This is a genomic window from Actinotignum urinale DSM 15805 (assembly GCF_000420445.1).
Taxonomy (GTDB): Bacteria; Actinomycetota; Actinomycetes; order Actinomycetales; family Actinomycetaceae; genus Actinotignum; species Actinotignum urinale.
Genome location: NZ_ATUY01000004.1, coordinates 139,013 through 160,203, shown reverse-complemented (window position 1 = coordinate 160,203; position 21,191 = coordinate 139,013). Strand labels below are relative to the sequence as shown.

Annotated in this window: 20 protein-coding genes; 4 read left to right on the top strand and 16 right to left on the bottom strand. The window is 50.0% G+C overall.

Annotation, left to right across the window (positions count from 1 at the left end; all coding sequences use genetic code 11):
- Positions 1-276, bottom strand: a 276-nt coding sequence (locus G445_RS11475; protein WP_022866377.1) for a hypothetical protein, incomplete at its 3' end; no start/stop codon positions are given.
- Positions 277-458: 182 nt separating this feature from the next.
- On the opposite strand from G445_RS11475, the gene G445_RS10820 reads away from it, so the two are divergent.
- Positions 459-1,244, top strand: coding sequence for an IclR family transcriptional regulator (locus G445_RS10820; RefSeq protein WP_022866376.1), 786 nt, complete (start codon positions 459-461; stop codon positions 1,242-1,244).
- A 148-nt stretch (positions 1,245-1,392) separates the two neighbouring features.
- On the opposite strand, the gene der is transcribed toward G445_RS10820, so the two are convergent.
- The 8 genes from der to xerD all read right to left on the bottom strand — a co-directional run bounded on the left by der (position 1,393) and on the right by xerD (position 9,139).
- Positions 1,393-2,946: a ribosome biogenesis GTPase Der gene (der, locus tag G445_RS0104570; protein WP_022866375.1), complete on the bottom strand. Its 1,554-nt coding sequence runs from the start codon at positions 2,944-2,946 to the stop codon at positions 1,393-1,395.
- Between the two features lie 10 nt (positions 2,947-2,956).
- Positions 2,957-3,622, bottom strand: coding sequence for a (d)CMP kinase (cmk, locus tag G445_RS0104565; RefSeq protein WP_022866374.1), 666 nt, complete (start codon positions 3,620-3,622; stop codon positions 2,957-2,959).
- Positions 3,619-4,722, bottom strand: a complete 1,104-nt coding sequence (locus G445_RS0104560; RefSeq protein WP_022866373.1) for a prephenate dehydrogenase — start codon at positions 4,720-4,722, stop codon at positions 3,619-3,621. Before G445_RS0104560 ends, cmk begins: the two co-directional genes overlap by 4 nt.
- The gene (locus G445_RS0104555) at positions 4,722-5,444 is read right to left on the bottom strand and encodes a pseudouridine synthase (protein ID WP_022866372.1); all 723 of its coding nucleotides are present in this window, start codon (positions 5,442-5,444) and stop codon (positions 4,722-4,724) included. Before G445_RS0104555 ends, G445_RS0104560 begins: the two co-directional genes overlap by 1 nt.
- A complete protein-coding gene (gene scpB, locus G445_RS0104550; protein ID WP_026420951.1) occupies positions 5,441-5,992 on the bottom strand; it encodes an SMC-Scp complex subunit ScpB in 552 nt (183 codons plus the stop codon). Before scpB ends, G445_RS0104555 begins: the two co-directional genes overlap by 4 nt.
- A 160-nt stretch (positions 5,993-6,152) precedes the next feature.
- Positions 6,153-7,082 (bottom strand): segregation and condensation protein A, encoded by a 930-nt coding sequence (locus G445_RS09710; protein WP_022866370.1) that lies wholly within the window; start codon positions 7,080-7,082, stop codon positions 6,153-6,155.
- Between the two features lie 69 nt (positions 7,083-7,151).
- Positions 7,152-8,003 carry a ParA family protein gene (locus G445_RS0104540; RefSeq protein WP_022866369.1) on the bottom strand — a complete coding sequence of 284 codons (852 nt, stop codon included), beginning with the start codon at positions 8,001-8,003 and terminating at the stop codon, positions 7,152-7,154.
- A gap of 206 nt (positions 8,004-8,209) precedes the next feature.
- Complete coding sequence (gene xerD, locus G445_RS0104535) at positions 8,210-9,139, bottom strand: site-specific tyrosine recombinase XerD (protein ID WP_022866368.1); 930 nt, start codon at positions 9,137-9,139, stop codon at positions 8,210-8,212.
- A gap of 256 nt (positions 9,140-9,395) precedes the next feature.
- On the opposite strand from xerD, the gene tkt reads away from it, so the two are divergent.
- The 3 genes from tkt (at position 9,396) to G445_RS0104520 (ending at position 14,319) form a co-directional block, all read left to right on the top strand.
- The gene (tkt, locus tag G445_RS0104530; RefSeq protein ID WP_022866367.1) at positions 9,396-11,471 is read left to right on the top strand and encodes a transketolase; all 2,076 of its coding nucleotides are present in this window, start codon (positions 9,396-9,398) and stop codon (positions 11,469-11,471) included.
- Between the two features lie 381 nt (positions 11,472-11,852).
- Positions 11,853-13,361 carry a glucose-6-phosphate dehydrogenase gene (zwf, locus tag G445_RS0104525; RefSeq protein ID WP_022866366.1) on the top strand — a complete coding sequence of 503 codons (1,509 nt, stop codon included), beginning with the start codon at positions 11,853-11,855 and terminating at the stop codon, positions 13,359-13,361.
- A 34-nt stretch (positions 13,362-13,395) separates the two neighbouring features.
- The gene (locus tag G445_RS0104520; protein ID WP_245855202.1) at positions 13,396-14,319 is read left to right on the top strand and encodes a glucose-6-phosphate dehydrogenase assembly protein OpcA; all 924 of its coding nucleotides are present in this window, start codon (positions 13,396-13,398) and stop codon (positions 14,317-14,319) included.
- 103 nt (positions 14,320-14,422) lie between these two features.
- Here the strand turns inward: G445_RS0104520 and secG are convergent, their stop codons facing one another.
- The 7 genes from secG to rapZ form a co-directional block, all read right to left on the bottom strand.
- The gene (secG, locus tag G445_RS0104515) at positions 14,423-14,665 is read right to left on the bottom strand and encodes a preprotein translocase subunit SecG (protein ID WP_022866364.1); all 243 of its coding nucleotides are present in this window, start codon (positions 14,663-14,665) and stop codon (positions 14,423-14,425) included.
- Positions 14,666-14,874: 209 nt separating this feature from the next.
- Complete coding sequence (gene tpiA, locus G445_RS0104510) at positions 14,875-15,651, bottom strand: triose-phosphate isomerase (protein WP_022866363.1); 777 nt, start codon at positions 15,649-15,651, stop codon at positions 14,875-14,877.
- A complete protein-coding gene (locus tag G445_RS0104505) occupies positions 15,651-16,844 on the bottom strand; it encodes a phosphoglycerate kinase (RefSeq protein ID WP_022866362.1) in 1,194 nt (397 codons plus the stop codon). Before G445_RS0104505 ends, tpiA begins: the two co-directional genes overlap by 1 nt.
- 76 nt (positions 16,845-16,920) lie before the next feature.
- Positions 16,921-17,928: a type I glyceraldehyde-3-phosphate dehydrogenase gene (gene gap, locus G445_RS0104500; protein ID WP_022866361.1), complete on the bottom strand. Its 1,008-nt coding sequence runs from the start codon at positions 17,926-17,928 to the stop codon at positions 16,921-16,923.
- Positions 17,929-18,267: 339 nt separating this feature from the next.
- Positions 18,268-19,242 (bottom strand): DNA-binding protein WhiA, encoded by a 975-nt coding sequence (gene whiA / locus G445_RS0104495; RefSeq protein WP_022866360.1) that lies wholly within the window; start codon positions 19,240-19,242, stop codon positions 18,268-18,270.
- Positions 19,243-19,257: 15 nt separating this feature from the next.
- Positions 19,258-20,211 carry a gluconeogenesis factor YvcK family protein gene (locus G445_RS0104490; RefSeq protein WP_022866359.1) on the bottom strand — a complete coding sequence of 318 codons (954 nt, stop codon included), beginning with the start codon at positions 20,209-20,211 and terminating at the stop codon, positions 19,258-19,260.
- Positions 20,211-21,158, bottom strand: a complete 948-nt coding sequence (rapZ, locus tag G445_RS0104485; protein ID WP_022866358.1) for an RNase adapter RapZ — start codon at positions 21,156-21,158, stop codon at positions 20,211-20,213. Before rapZ ends, G445_RS0104490 begins: the two co-directional genes overlap by 1 nt.
- Positions 21,159-21,191: the final 33 nt, after the last annotated feature.

The window sequence follows — 21,191 nt, the reverse complement described above, 5'->3', positions numbered from 1 at the left end:
CGAAGAAAAATTGAACTCTGCCGCGAGCTGCCTCGCAGTCTCTCCAGCAAGGAAACGAGCGACAATCGAGCGCTTGAACTCCCACGAGTAAACAGCTTTCGTATCACGTGTCACAAGCACCATTTTCCCATGAAGAACCCACCTGTCATAAAGCGAATTCACCGGCCGAAATGGCAAACCAAGTTTTCTGGCTGTGGCTCGAGAGCCATAGCCCGCCTCAAACAAATCAACAGCCACCGCCCGCTGCTCCACCGACAACGAACTATCAGAACGCATAACACCCCTAACCCTAAAAACTGAACAAATAAACGTCCAACTTTCAGGGTTCAGTACAGGAGGCGGAAAATATTTCATATATCGAAACGACAGTTATACTTATTACGAGTGAATCGCGACGAAACTGTGAAACATCACCACGTTCAATCTCTACATTCTATTCATTGAGGAAAGGAAGTCACGTGACTCAACGTCGAAGCACGCAACCAAAACTGTCCTCCATAGACAGAGCCCTCACCATCGTCGAATACCTTGCAAACCAAGGAAACACGGGCGCTTCACTTGCAGATATTTCCTCTTACATCCGCGCCAATAAAGCAACCGTCCACCACACACTCGCGGCCCTACGCAAAAGAAACTGGGTGGATCAAGATAGCTCAACCGGATACTACTACCTGAGTAACGGCATTGACCCCATTATTAAATACAGAACACGTTGTGCGAGTATTGTTCACAACCTTCGCCCCGCACTCGTCGCGATTACCCATCGTTTCAACGAACTCACCCATTTAGGACGACTCGTCGACGAAAACATCGAATACCTCGACAAAGTAGAACCAGACCGGCCGATTCGTGTAGTTTCCGCCATAGGACGGCGCTCCCCCGCCGTACGAACAGCATTAGGCAGGGCGCTACTCGCCTCCATGAAACTAACACCGGAACAGGTCAACTGGTATCTTGACGCAACAATCCCCAACCCGTATTTACGGCGCCGTTTTACTGAAGAAATTCATCGCGTACACCAATCCGGATGGGCCGAAGAACTTGAAGAAAACGAAAAAGGCATTGCTTGCGTTGCCGTCCCGATACAGTTTAAAAACGGCGAAATTGTTGCGGTATCCGTCACGGCTCCCATCGAGAGAATGCTGGATGCGCAACACCGTAAGGAACTCGCCTTCGGGATAGCAGAAGAAGTCCACAAGCTCGACGCAAGACTTGCAGGTTACGTCCCCTCAGTTCTCATCTAGAGCCGAACAACAGTTTTCCTCGAGATTCTAACGCTAGTTTTGCTCTAGAACCGAACAACAACTCATCTAGGATTTCAGGATGCTGGCGACCTTTTGTTTTTGCCGAGGCCGGCAGAATGCTCGAGAATGCTCAGTTCATATCGAGGATTTAACGACGCTGGCGACGCTCACGAACACGCACAGAAATTTGAATCGGAGTTCCCTCAAAACCAAAGGTTTCACGCAATTTATTTTCAAGAAAACGACGATACCCAGCTTCAATAAAACCGGTTGCGAAGAAAACAAAACGCGGAGGGCACGTACTAGCTTGCGTCGCAAAAAGAATTCGCGGTTGCTTACCGCTACGCACCGGATGCGGATGAGCTGAGGTCAAATCGTGGAGGAAAGAATTCAGCTTTCCCGTAGGGATACGCCGACGCCACGAATACAGCGAATTTTCCATAGCTTTAGCCAAACGATTCGTGTGCCAGCCGGTTTTTGCTGAAAGATTCACAGTGGGTGCCCAACGAATTTGAACCAGCTCCCGATCCATTTCACGGCCCAGTTCAAAACGCCTCTCATCATCCACTTCATCCCATTTATTGCAAATAATGACGAGCGCGCGCCCGGAATCAATCGCCTGCTGAATAACGCGAATATCCTGTTCCGTTAAGGGCTCGGAAGCATCAATGAGCGCAAGGGCAAGATCCGAGTTATCCAGGGCTCGTTGTGTGCGAAGAGAAGCATAAAAATCCGCGCCACGAGTTTGATGAACACGACGACGAATGCCCGCAGTATCAACAAACACATAATCTTTGCCACCCACGCTGATAATCTCGTCAACGGGATCGCGGGTTGTTCCGGCTTCAGGATTAACCACAACGCGTTCTTCGCCAGCAAGCTGATTAAGCAGAGAGGACTTTCCGACGTTCGGACGCCCAATGAGGGCAACGCGACTCAAAGAAGAGTCCTTATGATGCCGCTTGACCGTCGTCGTTTCGGGAAGAACCTCAAGAATGGCATCCAATAAATCACCACTACCGCGGCCATGAAGCGCGGAAACGGAATGAGGCTCTCCCAAACCCAGCGACCATAACGCCGCAGCATCACCCTCTTGAAGCGGAGAATCCACTTTATTCGCGGCAAGAATGACAGGTTTTTTCGATTTACGCAAAACGCGCACCAACGCTTCGTCCGTATTCGTCATACCAACCATGGCGTCCACAACGAAAAGCACAGCATCCGCGTCCGCAATAGCGCGCTCGGCCTGGTCGGCAACCTGCTGATCCAGCCCTTTCACGGACGTTTCCCAACCTCCCGTATCCACGAGGATAAACTTGCGTTCCGCCCAACTTGCCTGGTAGCTCACCCGATCGCGTGTTACGCCGGGAGTATCCTGTACGACTGCGAGACGCTTACCAAGAATACGGTTCACAAGAGATGATTTCCCGACGTTTGGCCTGCCAATCACCGCCAGGACGGGGAGGTGAGATTCTTCAAGAAGCTCCTCCCCTTCCAACATCGCCAGATCTTCATCGGTCAGTTCGTATTCGTCAAGTCCCGTGCGCAGCATACGTTCGGTGTAGATATCCGCGTCCTGGCTCTCGTCGAAAAAATCATTGGTGCCAGCAACAAACGTGCCATTATCCTCAACGGGAAGAAAATCCTCCGGAGAGAAACCTTCGGGGTAGAATTCAGAATCTGGTGTGATGTTTTCGCTCATGAACAACCGCCTAATGTTTCGTCGGGATTAACCCAAGAATAGTATCAACAACTTCGCAAATCGTCATGTGTGAAGAATCAATGGTTGTGACGCCTTCGCGAGAATCCATGAAGGAGGCAACCGTGGAATCTTTAGCATCACGTTCGCTCACCTCAGCGCGGGTTTCCTCCATCTGTGCCTGGCTGTCTCCTCCGCGAACCTCCCGGGCTCGCCGCGCCAACCGCGTTTCTTCGGATGCTATGAGGAGAACTTTAACGTCGGCGTCAGGTGCAACAACACTGGTAATATCGCGACCTTCTGCGACGATTTTGTCCGCGCTGTACACAATCGCCTGTTGGCGGGCAATAAGCTCTTTACGAACATCAAGATTAACGGCAACTTTGGAAACTATGCGGGAAAGGCTACTGACCCGAATAGTATCCGTAACATCCTTACCTTCGCAGAAAAACCTCTGATTATCTGGATCAAGTGGCATGCGAAGATCCATGCTTTTCACAACCTCGGTGACTGCATCTTTATCATCAAGGTTAATATCTCTTCGCAATGCACACCACGCTGCCGCGCGGTACATAGCACCGGTATCTAAATATTCCCCGCCCAAACGGCGCGCGACTTCTTTGGATACCGTTGATTTTCCAGAACCTGAGGGCCCGTCAATTGCAATAATGAGGCTCATTGTTCGCCACCTTCAATAAATACTTGCCAACCGCGTTCTTCAAGGCCGGAGGCCAAGAATTTTGATGCGCTGGGAATCACTGAAATTTCACCGCGTCCCACCTGCTGGGATACCGAATGTTCCAGTGAAAAATCTTCAACATTTGCGCCGATATCACCAATATCAGAAAAAAGACGCCCAAGTTCACCCGGTTTATCTGGGATGAGGACGAACACATGAGTATAACGCTCCGGAGCCCCGCCGTGCTTACCTGGAATACGGTCCACACCATCATTTCCGCGTTTAATCACCTGGGCAACGTTCACGGTTACACCCGGTGCGCCAGGGTTTTCTTCACCTTGGCGAAGAGCGGCTGCAAGATCAAGAGCGCCTTTCCCAATGTCTTCGAGAATAGGGGCTATGAAACGTGAATTGGCGGCGATGATGGATGTCCACAGTGCAGAATCAGAACTCGCAATTCGCGTAACATCACGCAAACCCTGCCCTGCTAAACCCAAATCTTTCGCAGATGCACCACGTAAAGTACCGGCAACAAGGGAGGAAACCAACTGCGGTACGTGGCTGACAAGTGCCACCGCACGGTCATGTTCGGCAGGTTCCAGCATCACAGGCATGGCACCCACTTCTAAAGCAAGCTGTTGGATTGCCAACACCGTGTCGGGTGGAACGGTTGGGCCAGCACACACAACCCACGGACGCCCCTCAAACAGATCCGCATCCGCCGCAATCGCTCCGCTTCGTTCTCGCCCCGCCATGGGGTGTGAACCGATATAGCGATGCGCCTGAGAATGCCCATTAACACCCTCAGCTATGCGTTTTTTCACCGATGCAACATCTGTCACAATCGCATCATCAAAGCGTTCCAGAGTTTCGCACACAACCCGTGGTGTCACGTCAGGCGGAACGGCTACAATAACAAGATCCGGGCGAATATCCTCGTCCTTGGATGCAATAAAACCAGCCCCTAAATCACGGGCAAGACTGCACGCCATCGGCGAATTATCTTCCAGAAACACCTCAACTCCGAGCATGCGCAACCGCAAACCGAGAGATGCCCCAAGTAGCCCGGAACCAATAATGAGTACGCGTTGAAATTGCATTACATCTCCACAAGATGCATGAGAGCAGAAAGCTCATTGCCGGCAATCACGCGAGTCTGGCCGGGCTTCAAACGTCCCACCTGAATATTTCCGAAGCGCATGCGCACCAATTCCATGACGGGATGTCCCACCTCGTCCATGATTCGTCGAACAATTCTGTTACGCCCCGAATGGAGGGTGAGCTCCACAATAGAGTTACGATCCCTGGCTTCACGTAACACAAACTTATCGACCTTAATAGGCCCATCCTCCAAGGTGATTCCTTTTTCTAATACGCGCGTCAAACCGCGTGTCACTTTACCTTCCACACGCGCCACATAGGTTTTGGGAACCTCGTAGGAAGGGTGTGTTAAACGGTGTGTGAGTTCCCCATCGTTTGATAGAAGAATCAGCCCTTCCGTATCCTCATCCAAACGGCCTACGTGGTACAGACGCTGTTCGTATTTTTCGACGAATTCTGTCAAATCGCGGCGCCCAAATTCGTCGTTCATGGAAGAAACTACGCCGAAAGGCTTGTAGAGGGCAATCGTTAGATGTTCGGGGTTGAGGGAAATCGGCATTCCGTCCACGTGTATCGTATCTTTTTCGGGGTTGACTCGCGTTCCCATTGTTGTCACGATTTGCCCGTTAACAGCCACGCGACCTTGTTCAATAAGAATCTCCGAATAGCGGCGTGACCCCACACCCGCGTGTGCCATCACTTTTTGTAAACGTTCTCTCATCGGATTTCCTTTTCTACATCATCTAATTCGTCAGCCTCCGGCAGATATGGTGCCAGTGGCGGAAGTTCGTTCAGGGAATTCATCCCCATTGCCTCAAGGAAAAACGGGGTTGTTCCATAAAGAATGGCACCGGTGGCGCCCTCCCCTGTTTCTTCAATAAGGCCACGTGTGAGTAATGTGCGCACAACGCCATCGACGTTGACACCTCGAATTGCTGCCACCTGCGCGCGCGTTACCGGTTGTTTATAGGCAATCACGGCAAGTGTTTCTAATGCCGCCTGTGATAGTTTACCCGACTGACGCGCAGTTACGTGAGCCGTAATAATATCGGCATATCGTGGATGTGTATAGAAGCGCCAGCCTCCACCGGCTTCTTTGAGATAAAAACCACGTTGCCGGCCCCTCGTGTATTCTTCGCTCAATTTGTGAAGAAGCGCGAGAGTATCCTCTTCACGAATTCCGAGGGCATCCGCGAGGCTCTGCGGTGTTTGCGGTGATGCGGCAAGGAAAAGGAGCGCTTCAAGCGGGCCAAGGAGTTCCTCGTCCACAACCGTAATGTGTTGGGGATTCTTCTCCGTCGTCTTTTCGTCCGCATTTCCTCGTTTATCCTCATCGAGGTGATTGTTTATCACCTCTGGGGTTTGAGCATCGTCAAGATGTTGTTCATTCATCGTGGTTAAGCCTTCCGATGTTCATTCGTTTGGGCACCTAGTTTCTTGTTTCTTCGTCGTAGACTCCGGTTTTTTCGTTGTAGCTTTCCATTTCTGCGTTGTGGAATCCGGTTTCTTCGTCGTCGATTCCCATTTCGTCGTCGTAGCTTCCCATTTCTCCGCCGTAGCTTCCTATTTCGTCGTCGTAGATGCCACCCTCTTCTTCCGCGGGCGTTGCGGTGAGAATCAAAGGACTGAAGGGTTGGGGTTGCTCAATCGCAATAGCCTTGTTGCGTAAAAGGAAGAGAACAGCGAGGAATCGTGACACAACAGTTGCCGTGTTGGGAGCCGTTGCGCACAGTTCCGCAAACGTTGTTGTCCCGCGTGCCTTACTGAGCAGGTCGCGAATGTAGGTGACCTGTGAAGGCACGTCGACGAGCGGGTGATGCAAATGCGCAATACCGACCCGTGGCGCATCGCTTCGCGCATACACCTGCGCAACAAGCATCACCAAATCCTCAACGGTCAGGTTCAAACGGGTTTTCGGCACAGCCTTCGCAAAACGCTCTTCAAGAGGAACATCTCTGCCGAAGGAAAGACTCTCCTTTTCCATTCGCACACGAATATCGTCTGCAACCTGTTTGTAGGCACGATATTGAAGAAGTTTTGCGAAAAGAAAATCGCGCTGTTCTATAAGTTCCCAATCTTCGTCGTCCTTAGGCTCGGTTGGTAGCAACCGAGCGGCTTTCATATCAAGAAGTGTTGATGCGACGACGAGAAACTCGCTCATTGTCGAAATATCGAAACCCTCATGTTCGTGAATAAATGCGAGGAAATCGTCTGTTACTTCGGCAAGGGCAACGGTTGTGACGTCCAGGCTTTTCTTCGCAATAAGATCGAGGAGAACGGAAAAGGGACCAGAATACACATCGAGGTCCACAATGAATTGTGGAGTTGGTGCTGTGTCCTGCTGTTGTGTATTCATCATCTCGACGATTCCTGGGGTACTTCCTGAGGCGTTGTGAGGTATTTCTGATATTGCCTCACGCTCATTGGCTCACGCACAGTGCCCGCGGGCAATGAGTTCTCGCGCGAGTTTCTTGTATGCAACAGCTCCGGGGTGCTTGGGGGCATAGGAAATAATAGGTTCAGCCGCGACCGAAGCATCGGGGAATTTAATGGTTCGTTTAATGTATGTTGTGTAGACCTTATCGCCGAAGCCCGAGTAAACGCTACGTGTCACTTCACGTGAATGTAGGGTTCGCGTATCGACCATAGTGAGCAGAACGCCGTCCAGTTGAAGTTTGGGGTTGAGCCGATCTTGGACTCGTTCAATTTGTTCAATCAATAATGCCACACCGCGCATGGCGAAGTATTCAGCTTCAAGCGGGATAAGAACACCATGGGCTGCCGTAAGGGCATTGACGGTGAGCAGGCCAAGTGAGGGTTGGCAGTCAATAATAATAACGTCGTAATCGTCGGTGATTGGGCGAATAACGCGAGAAAGAGCCTGTTCGCGTGCCACTTCGTTAATAAGAACAATTTCTGCAGCGGATAAATCAATATTTGCAGGAAGAATATCGAGGTTGTTCACCCCGGTTGGGGTAATAATACTGCGAACATTTGGTTTTGCAGAGATGAGTTCGTCGTAAATAGTGCGTTCCATGGCGCGTGCGTTCACACCAAGTGCGGCGGATGCGGCGCCCTGAGGATCGAAATCTACAATAAGGACTTTTCGGCCATATCCTGCGAGTGCTGCGGCTAGATTCACCGAGGTGGTTGTTTTACCAACCCCACCTTTTTGGTTTGAAATGGCAATAATTCTTGCCGGCCCATGCGTTGTTAAGGGGGCCGGTTCTGGAAAATCAATATTTTCCCTTGCTTCAAAAAGGGGCTCTTGTTCACTCACTCTTCTAGGTTACCTAAAAATAATGATTCATGCGTAATATCTTTATCTCACAAAATATGTACGACGGTAAAGCCATGTATGTGCGACGGTTACGTTCCGTGTATAGGACTTATAAAGTCTCGTATATGCGACGGTTATGTTCGGTGTATAGGACTTATAAAATCTCGCGTGTACGAAGATTACGTCCCGTGTATAGGACTATAAACTCACGTGTGTAGAGCACGCGGATGGGCAGTTGCGTAAACTTCACGCATCGTATCGCGAGTAACTCGTGTATAAATTTGTGTTGTCGTTACCGAACTATGCCCTAACATTTCTTGAACAATACGAACATCTGCCCCGCCTTGAAGCAGATGTGTGGCAAATGAGTGCCGTAAAGAATGTGGGCTCACTTTTTTCCCCAGGCCCGCAATCTCGCTTGCTTCTTGAATAATTCCCCAGGCGCTTTGCCTCGATAACGGACGCCCACGTTTATTGAGGAACAGTACGCTTGTCCCGCTTCCCTTTGCAGCTAAAACTGGACGCGCCCGCACAATATACGCCTCCAAGGCAGTAACAGCGTAACTACCTAGTGGCACAATACGTTCTTTACGCCCTTTGCCGAAATAGCGAATGAAGCCAGATTCTGTATCAATATCATCTGCTGTTAAATTGACGGCTTCAGAAATACGGGCACCTGTGCCATAGAGAATTTCAAGAAGCGCCCTGTCACGTAAAGAAATAGGATCATCTGCGCTTTTTGCATCCAATAACGCCTGGATTTCTTCAATATTTAAGGCCTTGGGGAGCCGTTGCGGGGTTGAAGGAGGGTGTGCAAACGCCGCGGGATTTTTTTCGAGAATACCTTCGTCGTACAAGAATTTATGGAAGGTGCGCACAGCAACAACGCATCTGGCAACAGAAGCTGGTGCCATTGTTTCAAGGGATTCTGGAAGGGATTCCACATCCTCTTCCGTTATTTTCTCCAGCTGATTCACGCCACGGTTTTCCAGGTGTGTCACGTATTTTTTGAGGTCACGACGATACGCCGCAAGTGTGTTTGTGGACAGTGCTCGTTCAACGGATAAATGACCAAAAAATTGGCGTAAGGCTGAACTGAACGGAGAAGTAACCCGTCGTCCATTATCGTTTGTCATTCATTTTCCTTTGACACTGTTGAATGGTGAGTAGATGTATTTTCGACGGAGAAAACACACGAAGAAGAGACGCTACCGCCACTATTATAGGATTTTCCTCGCATATTTGGGTTTTATAAGCATTCGAGCACTCTCTACAGAAAAAATGATAGAAAATGCGCCTTGAGCTTACTGGACATAGTTGGAAAATAATGAATTTATGCGGTGTTCCGATTAGAATAGTGATGTTTACTACCCTATAGATGAGGAGAATTCAATGGCGAAACTCGAATGGTCGGATCTTGATCAGCGCGCGGTTGATACCACACGTATCCTTGCTGCCGAAGCGGTTCAAAAAACAGGAAATGGACATCCTGGTACCGCTATGTCGCTGGCACCCGCAGCATACTTGCTGTATCAGAAGGTCATGAACCACGATCCGAAGGACTCCGGATGGGTTGGACGTGATCGTTTCATTCTTTCGGCTGGGCATTCCTCCCTGACCCAATACAACCAGCTTCTTCTTGCGGGCTACGGCCTCGAACTGGACGATATTAAGAAGCTCCGCACCCTTCATTCCAAGACACCGGGCCACCCCGAATACGGCTACACCAACGGTGTTGAAATGACAACAGGTCCGTTGGGACAGGGTTTGGCTTCCGCAGTTGGATTCGCAATGGCTTCACGCCGTGCACACGGTCTTTTTGATCCGGAAACCCCGCTGGGAGAATCCATTTTTGATCACTTCGTATATGTGATTGCCGGCGATGGTTGCCTCCAAGAAGGCGTCACCTCCGAAGCCTGCTCACTCGCGGGAACCCAGGAACTCGGTAACCTTATTCTTATTTACGACGATAACCGCATTTCTATTGAAGATGATACGTCTATCGCCTTCACAGAAGATGTTCTTGCACGCTATGAGGCCTACGGTTGGCACACCCAGCACGTTGATTGGTTGAACAACGGCGATTACAAGGAAGACGTTGACGCCCTCTACGCCGCAATTGAAGAAGCCAAGAAGGTTACGGATAAGCCGTCCATTATTAAGCTCTCCACAATTATTGCCTGGCCTGCTCCCACAAAGCAGGGCACGGGTGCTTCACACGGTGCAGCTTTGGGCGAGGATGAAATTAAGGCAACCAAGGAAATTCTTGGCTTTGACTCTGAGGTTGACTTCCCGCTCGAAGATAAGGTTCTTGAATTTACTCGCGCCAACGCCGCTAAGCGTGGCAAGGATGCTCACGATGCATGGAATAAGCGTTTCGAAGAATGGGCAAAGGCTAACCCTGAAGGCAAGAAGCTCTTCGACCGTGTATCTGCAAAGAAGCTCCCCGAAGGCTGGACGGATGCACTTCCGGCTTGGAAGGTTGGCGATAAGGGTGTTGCAACCCGCGCAGCATCCGGTGCGGTTCTGACAGCTCTCGCTGATGTTCTGCCTGAATTGTGGGGCGGTAGCGCCGATTTGGCCGGATCCAATAATACGACGATGAAGGGGCAGCCCTCCTTCCTTCCCGAACATCGCGGGTCCGCAATGTTCCCCGGCAATATTTACGGACGTACCCTCCACTTCGGTATTCGTGAATTCGCTATGGGCGCCATCCTCAACGGCATCACTCTCGACGGTCTAACACGCCCCTACGGTGGAACATTCTTCGTATTCTCCGACTACATGCGTGGAGCGGTTCGTTTGGCTGCCGTCATGAATATTCCAACCATTTTCGTCTGGACACACGATTCCATCGGCGTTGGTGAGGACGGCCCCACACATCAGCCGATTGAACACATGTGGGCATACCGCGCAATTCCGCGTTTGAGCATGGTTCGCCCGGCCGATGCGAATGAAACAGCTGCGGCATGGCGTGGTGCTATCGAACGTAACGAAGGTGGCCCGATTGGCCTCATTCTTTCCCGCCAGGCATTGCCGATTTTGGAAGGAACCAGCACGGAAGGCGTCCTCAAGGGTGCATATGTTCTTGCCGACTCCCCCACGGGAACGGTTGATGTTCAACTCTTAGCTACAGGTTCAGAAGTTTCCATTGCAATGGAAGCCCGTGCAGAACTTGAAAAGGAAGGCATTGGTGCTCGCGTTGTATCCATGCCATGCCTCGAATGGTTCGAAGAACAAGATCAGGATTACCGCGACAGCGTTATTCTTCCCGATGTTAAGGCTCGTGTTTCTATTGAAGCCGGCTCCACATTCGGTTGGCGTGAATATGTTGGTGACGCAGGACGCACCGTTGGCGTGAACGCCTTTGGTGAATCCGGTTCCGGCGGAGTCCTTATGAAGGAATACGGTATGACAGCAGAAAATGTTGTTGCCAACGCAAAGGAATCCATCGCTGCAACGAAGTAAAGTTGTTAAGTAAAAATACCAAGTAAAATTGCGAACTAAGGTTTAGTTTCACACAACATTACACAAACTGGGTGTGGTGGGGTTCAGCTTTTGAACCCCACCACACCCATATATTCGTCTTTTCCACGTAACACCACATGAGAAAACAATTTCCTCCACCGGAGTTCATATACCGGAGCAAACACGCACGGTTGGATGAGAAAAGCCTCTACCGTCGTAAATGGTCATTACAGCTCAACGCTAAAAATCGTTCATGTAATGTATTCTTCGCGCTTGCTAATCAACAAACGAATAAAATCTATCAAGGTAGATAAATCGTTCAAGGTTTACACCTGTTTTCACAACAACCTCGCCCCTGTGGCAGATTGCGAAGGTAGCATGATGGAAAAAAATCCCCTCCGTGCGTTACCGGATAGGCGCCTCCACCGCATTGCTGGACCGTGCGGTATCGTGCTTTTCGGAATAACCGGAGATCTAGCGAAAAGAAAAATTTTGCCGGCACTCTACGATCTTGCAAATCGAGGACTTCTCCCCCCGTCGTTCTCTATCGTCGGTATCGCGCGTCGTCACATCGATGTGGAACAACTCTTCACCGAATCCATCTCAAAAGGTGCGCAAACCCCGGTGAATCCCACAACATTGAACCAGCTCTTATCCGGTTTACATCTCGTTGTGGGCGCTTATGATAGCGATCAGCTCTACACGGATATTTCAGACGCACTCAAGGAACTCGATGAAACGCGCGGAACGGGCGGGAATTTCGCTTTCTACCTGTCTATTCCACCCGGGCTCTTCCCCGTCGTGACACGCGGGCTTGGAATTGCCGGACTCAATAAAACCAACGGAAATAATTGGCGTCGCGTCGTTATTGAAAAGCCTTTCGGTCATAATCTCGAAAGCGCCAAGGAGCTCGACGGTTACCTCACCGGCGTTTTCCCTGAACATTCAATCTTCCGTATCGACCACTATCTCGGTAAGGAAACCGTTCAAAACATTATGGCTCTTCGTTTTGCTAACGAATTTTATGAGCCACTATGGAATTCCAGCCATATTGATCACGTCCAAATCACCATGGCTGAGGACATCGGTATCGGTTCGCGTGCCGGATATTACGACGGTATTGGTGCAACCCGCGATGTTATTCAAAACCACTTGCTTCAGCTTTTGGCTCTCACAGCCATGGAAGAACCTATTTCTTTTACTGCCGACGAACTTCGTGCGGAAAAGGAAAAGGTTTTGCGTGCAACCCATCTTTATGGTCCTGTGGAGAAGGCAAGCGTTCGCGCCCATTATTCTGCTGGCTGCCAGGGCGGACAGTACGTGAAGGGCTATAAGGATGAAGATGGTATCCCCCAGGATTCCATTACGGATACTTACGGGGCGATTGCGTTGACGATTAACACACGCCGCTGGTCTGGTGTTCCTTTCTATTTGCGTGCAGGTAAAAGGCTTGGGCGGCGCGTTTCCGAAATCGCCATCGCGTTTAAGAAGCCACCATTCCTTCCCTTTGAAGATGCGGCCGATTTAGGGCAAAACACCCTGGTTATTCGTGTTCAACCGAATGAAGGCATTACCTTTAAGTTTGGTTCGAAGGTTCCGGGATCAGAAATGCGTTTGCGTGACGTAACCATGGATTTCGCTTACGGACATGCGTTTACGGATTACACGCCGGAAGCCTACGAACGTCTTATTTTGGATGTCCTTCTCGGTGAGCCTCCCCTCTTCCCGCAAAGTACGGAACTTGAGGAATCGTGGCGTATTATCGACGAGGTTGAAAACTATTGGGATTCAAGCCCAGAAACTTTGGAAACTTACGAACCTGGCACATGGGGGCCGAAGGGCGCAGATGATATGCTTGCTCAGCACGGCCACGCATGGCGTCGCCCGTAACATCGGATAGGAAAGGCAACTCATGATTAGTCACATGAATAACACAACCTCGGCCGATGTGGGGATGAGGTTGGAAACGCAACGTGAAACAGAAGGCACGGGTGCTCTTGGGCGCGTGCTCACCCTCATTATTATGGCGAAAACGGAAGGCGGGGTGCGTGATGCCCTTCAGGCCGCAGGTGGCGCTAGCCGTGCCCACCCGTCGCGCATTATCGTTGTTCTTCCGGGTGAATCAGAAAAAGATTCTCTCGATGCAGAGATCCGTACAGGAACGGAATCTGGGGCCTCTGAAGTCATTATTCTTCGCGCCAATGGGCGTTCTGCAGATAATGTGAAAACATTGGTGATGCCTCTGCTCTTGCCGGACACGCCGGTTGTGACGTGGTGGATTCAAGAGATTCCAGAAAACTGTGCTGCAACAGATGCGGGAAGTATTGCTCAACGTCGTATTACGACGGCACGTACCAGCCATGAGCCGGTCCGCAGTTTAGCGAAATTGCGGCATTCCTACACTCCCGGAGATACTGATTTATCGTGGGCTGGATGTTCGCTGTGGCGTAACTATTTGGCTTCTATGCTCGACGAATTCCCCGGCATTAAACTCGTATCTGCGCGTGTTAACGGAACAGATTTTAGTGGTTCTGTGTACCTTTTGGCGGCCTGGCTACGGCTTTTGCTTGATATTCCCGTAGAAATTATTAAGGGCGAAGGTAGCGTTATTAATTCTGTCTATTTCGAGACGGATAAGGGTGAGACATTAGGGCTTGAACGTAGCCCTGGAACAGATTTCGCCACCATGATTCGTCCCGGGCGTAAAGATCAGATGGTTGCTTTAAACCGACGCGATCTGGCGGATATGCTCATCGAAGATCTGAGGGATTTGACCCCGGATTATGCCTATGAGCAGGTCCTTACTAAAGGGCTTGAGCTCCTGGATTATCCTGCATTCCAGAACTAAAAACAGCCGATATAAGTGTGTGGTGGTTTCCCTCCCCAGGGAAACCACCACACACTTATATGTAAAAAGGAATAAGTATGAAAGCGCTTAGTAGCTTTTAACTTTAAGAATATTTAACGATAAGGCCGATGAAAATGACGGAAATAAGCCAAATAATGGCAACCGCAATCGTGATGCGGTTAAGGTTTCGTTCTGCAACGCCTGAAGAACGCATAGAAGTAGAAATTCCTCCGCCGAACATATCGGAAATTCCGCCTCCTTTACCCTTGTGAAGAAGAATGAAGAGGGTAAGGATAATACTTGTAATAAGCAGAAGCCCTTCGCAGATGTAGAGCAAAGTTGTCACGTTTACGTCCTTTGATTGGTATGCATACCTAATACAACCCGATAATTATATCTGAATTTCACGCCACGTGGGTCTAGAATACTATGATGAACTACATAGATGGTGGGTTTATATTCTGTGAAGAGTATAAACCCACCATCTATGTTTCTACGTTGCATGGTGAACGATAACAGCTGAGGGGAACCGTTCACGATCACATCATGAAGAATTTAGCTGTTGAACATCACAATCTTTGCGAATTCTTCAGCCTTCAGGCTTGCGCCACCAACAAGCGCACCATCAACATCAGGCTGAGCCATAATGTCTTTCACGTTGCTGGATTTCACGGATCCGCCGTATTGGATGCGAACCTTCTCCGCTGTGTTAGCACCGAAGGTTTCAGCAATACGTGCGCGGATTGCGCCACACACTTCCTGTGCGTCAGCCGGTGTTGCCACTTCGCCTGTTCCGATAGCCCAGATGGGTTCGTAGGCGATAACGAGCTTGGCTACTTCTTCCGCGGTGAAACCGTTGAACATGGCGTCAATCTGCCCGACAACGTATTCGACCTGCTTGCCTTCCTTGCGGATATCCAGTGCTTCACCACAGCACACGATCGGAATCATGCCTGCATCGAGAACTTTCTTTGCTTTCGCTCCGATGAGTTCGTTGGTTTCACCATGGTATTCGCGACGTTCGGAATGTCCGACGACGATATATGTGCAGTCCAGCTTGGAGAGCATCGAGGTGGAGATTTCACCCGTGTATGCGCCTTCGTCGTGAACGGAAACATCTTGTGCGCCGAAGGAAATGCGGAATCCTTCTGATTCGCACAAGCTCTGGATGGGACGCAAATCGGTGAATGGAGCAAGGACAACAGCTTCGGCATCGGTGTAGTTGAAACCAGCGTCGTCAAGTGTCCATACAAGCTTTTGAACAAGGTGGGTAGCTTCAAGATGATTGATATTCATCTTCCAGTTGCCCGCCATAATTGGTGTGCGTGCCATTAGTCCTCCAGAACTGCAATACCTGGGAGCTTCTTTCCTTCGAGGAATTCGAGGGAAGCGCCACCGCCGGTGGAAATGTGGTTGAACTTGGATTCGTCGAAACCAAGGGTGCGAACAGCGGCTGCGGAATCGCCACCACCGATAACGGTGAAGCCTTCAGCATCCTGCATTGCCTGAGCAATAGCCTTTGTTCCTTCAGCGAACTGTGGGAATTCGAAAACGCCAACAGGGCCATTCCAGACAATCGTCTTAGATTCTTCAATCTTTTCGGCGAAAAGATCAGCCGTCTGTGGGCCGATATCCATACCCATTTCGTTTGCGGGAATATCGTTGGATGCGACGACGGAGGACGGAGAATCCTTATCGAACTTTTCAGCAACAACGGTGTCTACAGGAAGAAGGAGTTCAACGCCCTTTGCTGTGGCTTTTTCGATGTAGCCACGTGCAACGTGAATTTGATCTTCTTCAACGATTGATTCGCCGATTTCAAAGCCCTTAGCACGAAGGAAGGTGTATGCCATACCGCCACCGATAAGGAGAGTATCTGCCTTATCGAGGAGGTTTTCGATAACACCGAGCTTGTCGGAAACCTTGGAACCACCGAGAATAACGGTGTAGGGGCGTTCCGGGTTGGCTGTGGCTTTTGTCAGCGCTGCGATTTCCTTAGCAACAAGTTCGCCTGCTGCTGAAGGAAGGAGCTTTGCAATATCGTAAACGGAGGCTTGCTTACGGTGGACAACACCGAAGCCATCGGAAACGAAAACGTCTGCAAGGGCTGCGTATTCTTTGGCGAGTTCTTCACGTTCTGCATCGACCTTAGAAGATTCACGCTTATCGTAACGAACGTTTTCAAGGAGAACGATATCTCCGTCCTTCAGTTCAGCAATTTTTGCCTTGGCATCTTCGCCAATGGTGTCTTTAGCCAAAGGAACCTCACGTCCAAGAAGCTCACCGAGACGCTTTGCGACGGGTGCGAGCGTGAACTTGGGGTTGGGTTCGCCCTTGGGGCGTCCAAGATGTGCGGTAACAATAACTTTTGCACCCGCATTAAGAAGGCGTGTAATCGTGGGCAAAGCTGCGCGAATACGGCCATCGTCGGTGATGTTGCGTTCTTCATCCAGGGGAACATTGAAATCTGAACGAACAAAAACCTTCTTACCGGCGAGATCGCCGAGTGATTCGATTGTCCTCATGTGTATATTTCCTTTCAATGAGAGTGCCCGTGCGCGCATACGCGCGCACGGGCACTTCACATCATATCAATATGATTTAGAGCTTAGAAGCAACGATGTTGGCGAGCTTCACGAGGGAGGAAGCGTAACCAAATTCGTTGTCGTACCAGGAACCAACCTTGACGACACCATCGATAACCTTTGTGAGGCCTGCATCGAAGATGGACTGGTGAGGATCGTTGATAATATCGGAAGAAACGATGGGTTCTTCAGTGTAAGCAAGGGTGCCCTTGAGTTCGCCTTCAGCAGCTTCCTTCATTGCGACGTTGATTTCTTCAACGGTGACGTCTGTCTTTTCCGGAACGAAGGTGAGGTCTGTCAAAGAACCGGTGATGGTTGGGACGCGAACGGCGTAACCATCAACCTTGCCCTTGAGTTCAGGAAGAACAAGAGCAACTGCCTTAGCAGCACCTGTAGAGGTGGGAACCATGTTCTGTGCGGCGGCGCGTGCACGGCGAAGATCTTTGTGCGGAGCATCCTGGATGTTCTGATCGGCGGTGTAGGCATGGATTGTTGTCATCAAGCCCTTAACGATACCGAACTTTTCAGCGAGAACCTTGGCAACGGGAGCCAAGCAGTTAGTGGTGCAGGATGCGTTAGAGATAACGTTATGCTTTTCAGGATCGTAATCGTTGGAGTTAACACCAACGACGAAGGTTGCATCTTCGCCCTTAGCAGGAGCGGAAATGAGGACCTTCTTAGCACCAGCCTTGATGTGGGCGGATGCAGTTTCGCCGGTACGGAAACGACCGGTGCATTCTGCGACGATGTCTACACCGAGTTCACCCCAGGGAAGATTTGAGGGATCCTTTTCAGCGAAGACCTTGACTTCCTTACCATCGATAAAGATGGCATTGTCGCCAGCTTCGACGGGAACAGAAAGACGACCGCCCACGGTGTCATACTTCAAAAGATGGGCTAAGGTCTTAACATCTGTGAGGTCATTAATTGCGACGATTTCGAACTTGGCGCCCTGTGAAAGGGCTGCACGTACAAAATCACGGCCAATGCGACCGAAACCGTTGATAGCAACTTTAGCTGTCACTATTTTTCCTCCTCACGCGCTATGCGCGTTTCTAGTAGATTCCGACTATTCGGATGTTGTTCGGGAAAGCCTCCCGAAACCACTTTCTATTTTACCTGGTGAACTGCCCTATTCACGCATTTCTGGAGAAAAAACATGCGATATTTAGCACATAAAACCGCGAAATCTCGCCAAATTTAAGAAGAAAAACCCATACAACATTCTAGCATTATTCGCTTAGTAAATTCAATTATCCCGGTCTCAAAAAGTGATAATTACGTGCATTGCGTAAATTAGGTGACATTGCTCAACATGTTCGTAAAAATTCACGCATGTAGCGCACGCCACCGCCATAGAATATTAATTTTGCTGGGCTTCTTTCACGGCATCAAGCGTGGTAGGAATACCGCGATCCTCAGCAACCTTATCCGCCATCGACGTTAATCTACGCAAACGCCCGGCAACAGCATCTTTCGATGCCTGCGGATGAAGATAGGTTCCCAAAACACTCAAAGAATCTTCAGGGTGACAAATTCGTGCTTGACCCGCTTCTTTCAAATTTTGCGGAATATCGTTACCAAGGATTTCAAAAGCACGACGCACACGTATTGTGGCAATTTTCGCCGCGGTGGCACTGCGTCGCAAATTTGCATCATCAAAATTCTCTAGACGATGAACCGGAACCTCGATGGTACGGTCTTTGCAGGCCTGCTCCCACTGACTCGCGCTCGCTGTAGCACCCATTCGTCGTAAAATATCGGCAACCGGGATAGGTTCACGAACCTCAACACGATAAACGCCACGCGCCTCCCGGACACGATATGGAATGTCGACACGACGAGCTAGCCCTCCCAAACCGTAAGCGGCCTCCATCGTCGGACATAGAATATCTATTGTGCAATTACGTAAGGGATCGTGAAGTTTTCCGGCGGAAAGGAAAGCACCCCTCCAGGCGGGGCCGACATGAGATTTATTGGCGCCAACAAGTGTTGCTGGAAGTCCTCGCACAGGATTGGCGTGAATATTATATAAACCGAGTTTTAGCCCAATTTTTGCAACATCTTCCGTGCACACTAATTTAGCGCGGGGACGCTGACCGGAACGCTGAGCCGAGGTAATAGTGGAGGGGACTTGAAAAAGTGCGTGAAGAAGATGCGCAACTCTTCCGGCAATTTTCTCACTCGTAAAAAAGGCTTCTAAACTATATACCCCATCCTTTTCAACAATTTTTCCCCCACACCGAAAAATTGTCATTAATTCTGCCAGGGCTTCATTTTGATGTGCCGGTTTTATGCTCAGAAGTTCCTTCACAACACTCGTGTGCAATAGCGTCATAACATATCTTTCCGATTATGCATCCCCAAAAATGCCCTCCATGCAATCGCGATAAGCGGCAGCCAAACGCAAGGCGTCATGGACATCCTTACGTTCGCTCGACCTCACCTGGCGCAATAATAATGTTGCTCCAACTTTAGCCGCTTCCTCACTTACCTGCGCAATATCGTCCACGCTTCTCGGATCCGCTAGAACAACATCGAGGCGTACATCGGGGGCATGCCTTGCAAAACTGCGAATGTGATCTGCCGCATTCATTCCCCGAGTTTCGTGATCGTTGCGCAAATTAAGGGATAAGATTTTTCGGGCTTGAGAGGCGACGAGTGCGTCGTGAATATCGGGAACCATAAGGTGGGGAATAATGGAGGTGTACCAGGAACCCGGGCCGAAAACGAGGGAATTTGCCTCCCGTATCGCTGTAAGTGCCTCAGGTTGAGCCGGAGGATTTTCAGGAATAAGGCTCACCCTTTGCACTCGCCCTGGAGCCGTTGCAACCGCAACCTGCCCACGGAAAATTTCTGTAACGCCGGAAACATTCACTTCTGCTTCAATATCCAAGGGAATTGGGGACATGGGCAACACGCGCCCTTTAATCTGTAAGAGATCACCAACCCACTGCAAACCCTCCACCGTGTTCTTCATTTGTTCCCACATGGAGACTATAAGGAGATTCCCCAACGCATGCCCGTTTAATGGGCCATTAGAGGAAAAACGGTACTGAAGAATATCGCGCCAGGTTTGACCCCATTCTCCGTCGTCGCACAGAGCGGATAATGCCATACGTAAATCCCCAGGAGGGATGACGGAAAATTCATCACGCAAACGCCCGGAAGATCCGCCGTCGTCCGCAACCGTGACAACAGCTGTCACGTTTTGGGTAATAAGCCGTAATGCGGAAAGGGTGGCTGCCAAACCGTGCCCTCCCCCAAAAGCCACAACTTTCGGTCCTCTGCTTCCACGCCCGGACATTACTCTCTCCCTAAATCGCGGTGAATTGTGCGAACTGCCCGCCCGTTATTACGAAGAATCTTTGAAATAGCTTCAGCTATCGCAACACTGCGATGCTTTCCGCCCGTACATCCAATCGCGATTGTAGTAAAAGGCTTGAGTTCGCGAGCATACCCATCAAGGATACCCTCAATTAATTCACTATATTTTTCAACAAACCACGCAGCGCCGTCTTGCTCCAACACGAAGTTAGCTACAGGTTCGTCGTGCCCCGTTAAATGGCGCAATTCCGAAACCCAATACGGGTTAGGTAGGAACCGCACATCCGCAACATTATCTGCATCGAGAGGCAGCCCGTATTTAAACCCGAAACTCATGACGGTGATTTGCGTTGGTGATTCATCAACGCCTTGGCCTACAAGTTTGCGAAGTTTCCGAGCCAAATCGTGAACAGATAGGGTTGAGGTATCAATAATGGAATCCGCACGTTTTTTCAGTTCCGCAAGGACTTTGCGTTCCTTCAAAATTCCGTCGAGTAAACGTCCGTGCCCCTGGAGGGGATGTGGGCGACGCACGGATTCATAGCGTTGAACAAGAACTTGATCGCTCGCATCCATGAAAAACAGCCGATAGGCAATGCCACCTACACGCAAATCCCCGAGTACGTCCACAAGTTCTGCAAAAAATTCACGACTTCGCACATCAACAACTGCGCAAAGTTTCGTTACCCCACCATCGGCGCTAATCAAACCCGACATGGCTTTGAGCAAACGTGGTGGCAAATTATCAACAACATACCAACCAAGATCTTCCAAGGTTGCCGCCGCGCGCGAACGCCCTGCACCGGACATTCCCGTCACAATAATAATCTCGGGCACATGCGGGGCAGGAAGTTCCGCCTCCACATCGGCTTGTGGCACAATTTTCGGAATACGTGAGGTGTCATTTATATCTGCATTGTGGCTCATATCTCTATCATGCCATAATCGTTTAAGCACATC

Coding starts and splice junctions, on each gene's coding strand:
- G445_RS09710 (WP_022866370.1), bottom strand. CDS start 7,082: ATGATGAATACACAACAGCAGGACACAGCACCAACTCCACAATTCATT.
- G445_RS0104560 (WP_022866373.1), bottom strand. CDS start 4,722: ATGCAATTTCAACGCGTACTCATTATTGGTTCCGGGCTACTTGGGGCA.
- xerD (WP_022866368.1), bottom strand. CDS start 9,139: ATGACAAACGATAATGGACGACGGGTTACTTCTCCGTTCAGTTCAGCC.
- tkt (WP_022866367.1), top strand. CDS start 9,396: ATGGCGAAACTCGAATGGTCGGATCTTGATCAGCGCGCGGTTGATACC.
- der (WP_022866375.1), bottom strand. CDS start 2,946: ATGAGCGAAAACATCACACCAGATTCTGAATTCTACCCCGAAGGTTTC.
- G445_RS0104505 (WP_022866362.1), bottom strand. CDS start 16,844: ATGAGGACAATCGAATCACTCGGCGATCTCGCCGGTAAGAAGGTTTTT.
- whiA (WP_022866360.1), bottom strand. CDS start 19,242: ATGACGCTATTGCACACGAGTGTTGTGAAGGAACTTCTGAGCATAAAA.
- tpiA (WP_022866363.1), bottom strand. CDS start 15,651: ATGGCACGCACACCAATTATGGCGGGCAACTGGAAGATGAATATCAAT.
- G445_RS0104520 (WP_245855202.1), top strand. CDS start 13,396: ATGAATAACACAACCTCGGCCGATGTGGGGATGAGGTTGGAAACGCAA.
- G445_RS0104555 (WP_022866372.1), bottom strand. CDS start 5,444: ATGAGAGAACGTTTACAAAAAGTGATGGCACACGCGGGTGTGGGGTCA.
- cmk (WP_022866374.1), bottom strand. CDS start 3,622: ATGAGCCTCATTATTGCAATTGACGGGCCCTCAGGTTCTGGAAAATCA.
- rapZ (WP_022866358.1), bottom strand. CDS start 21,158: ATGAGCCACAATGCAGATATAAATGACACCTCACGTATTCCGAAAATT.
- G445_RS0104490 (WP_022866359.1), bottom strand. CDS start 20,211: ATGTCCGGGCGTGGAAGCAGAGGACCGAAAGTTGTGGCTTTTGGGGGA.
- zwf (WP_022866366.1), top strand. CDS start 11,853: ATGGAAAAAAATCCCCTCCGTGCGTTACCGGATAGGCGCCTCCACCGC.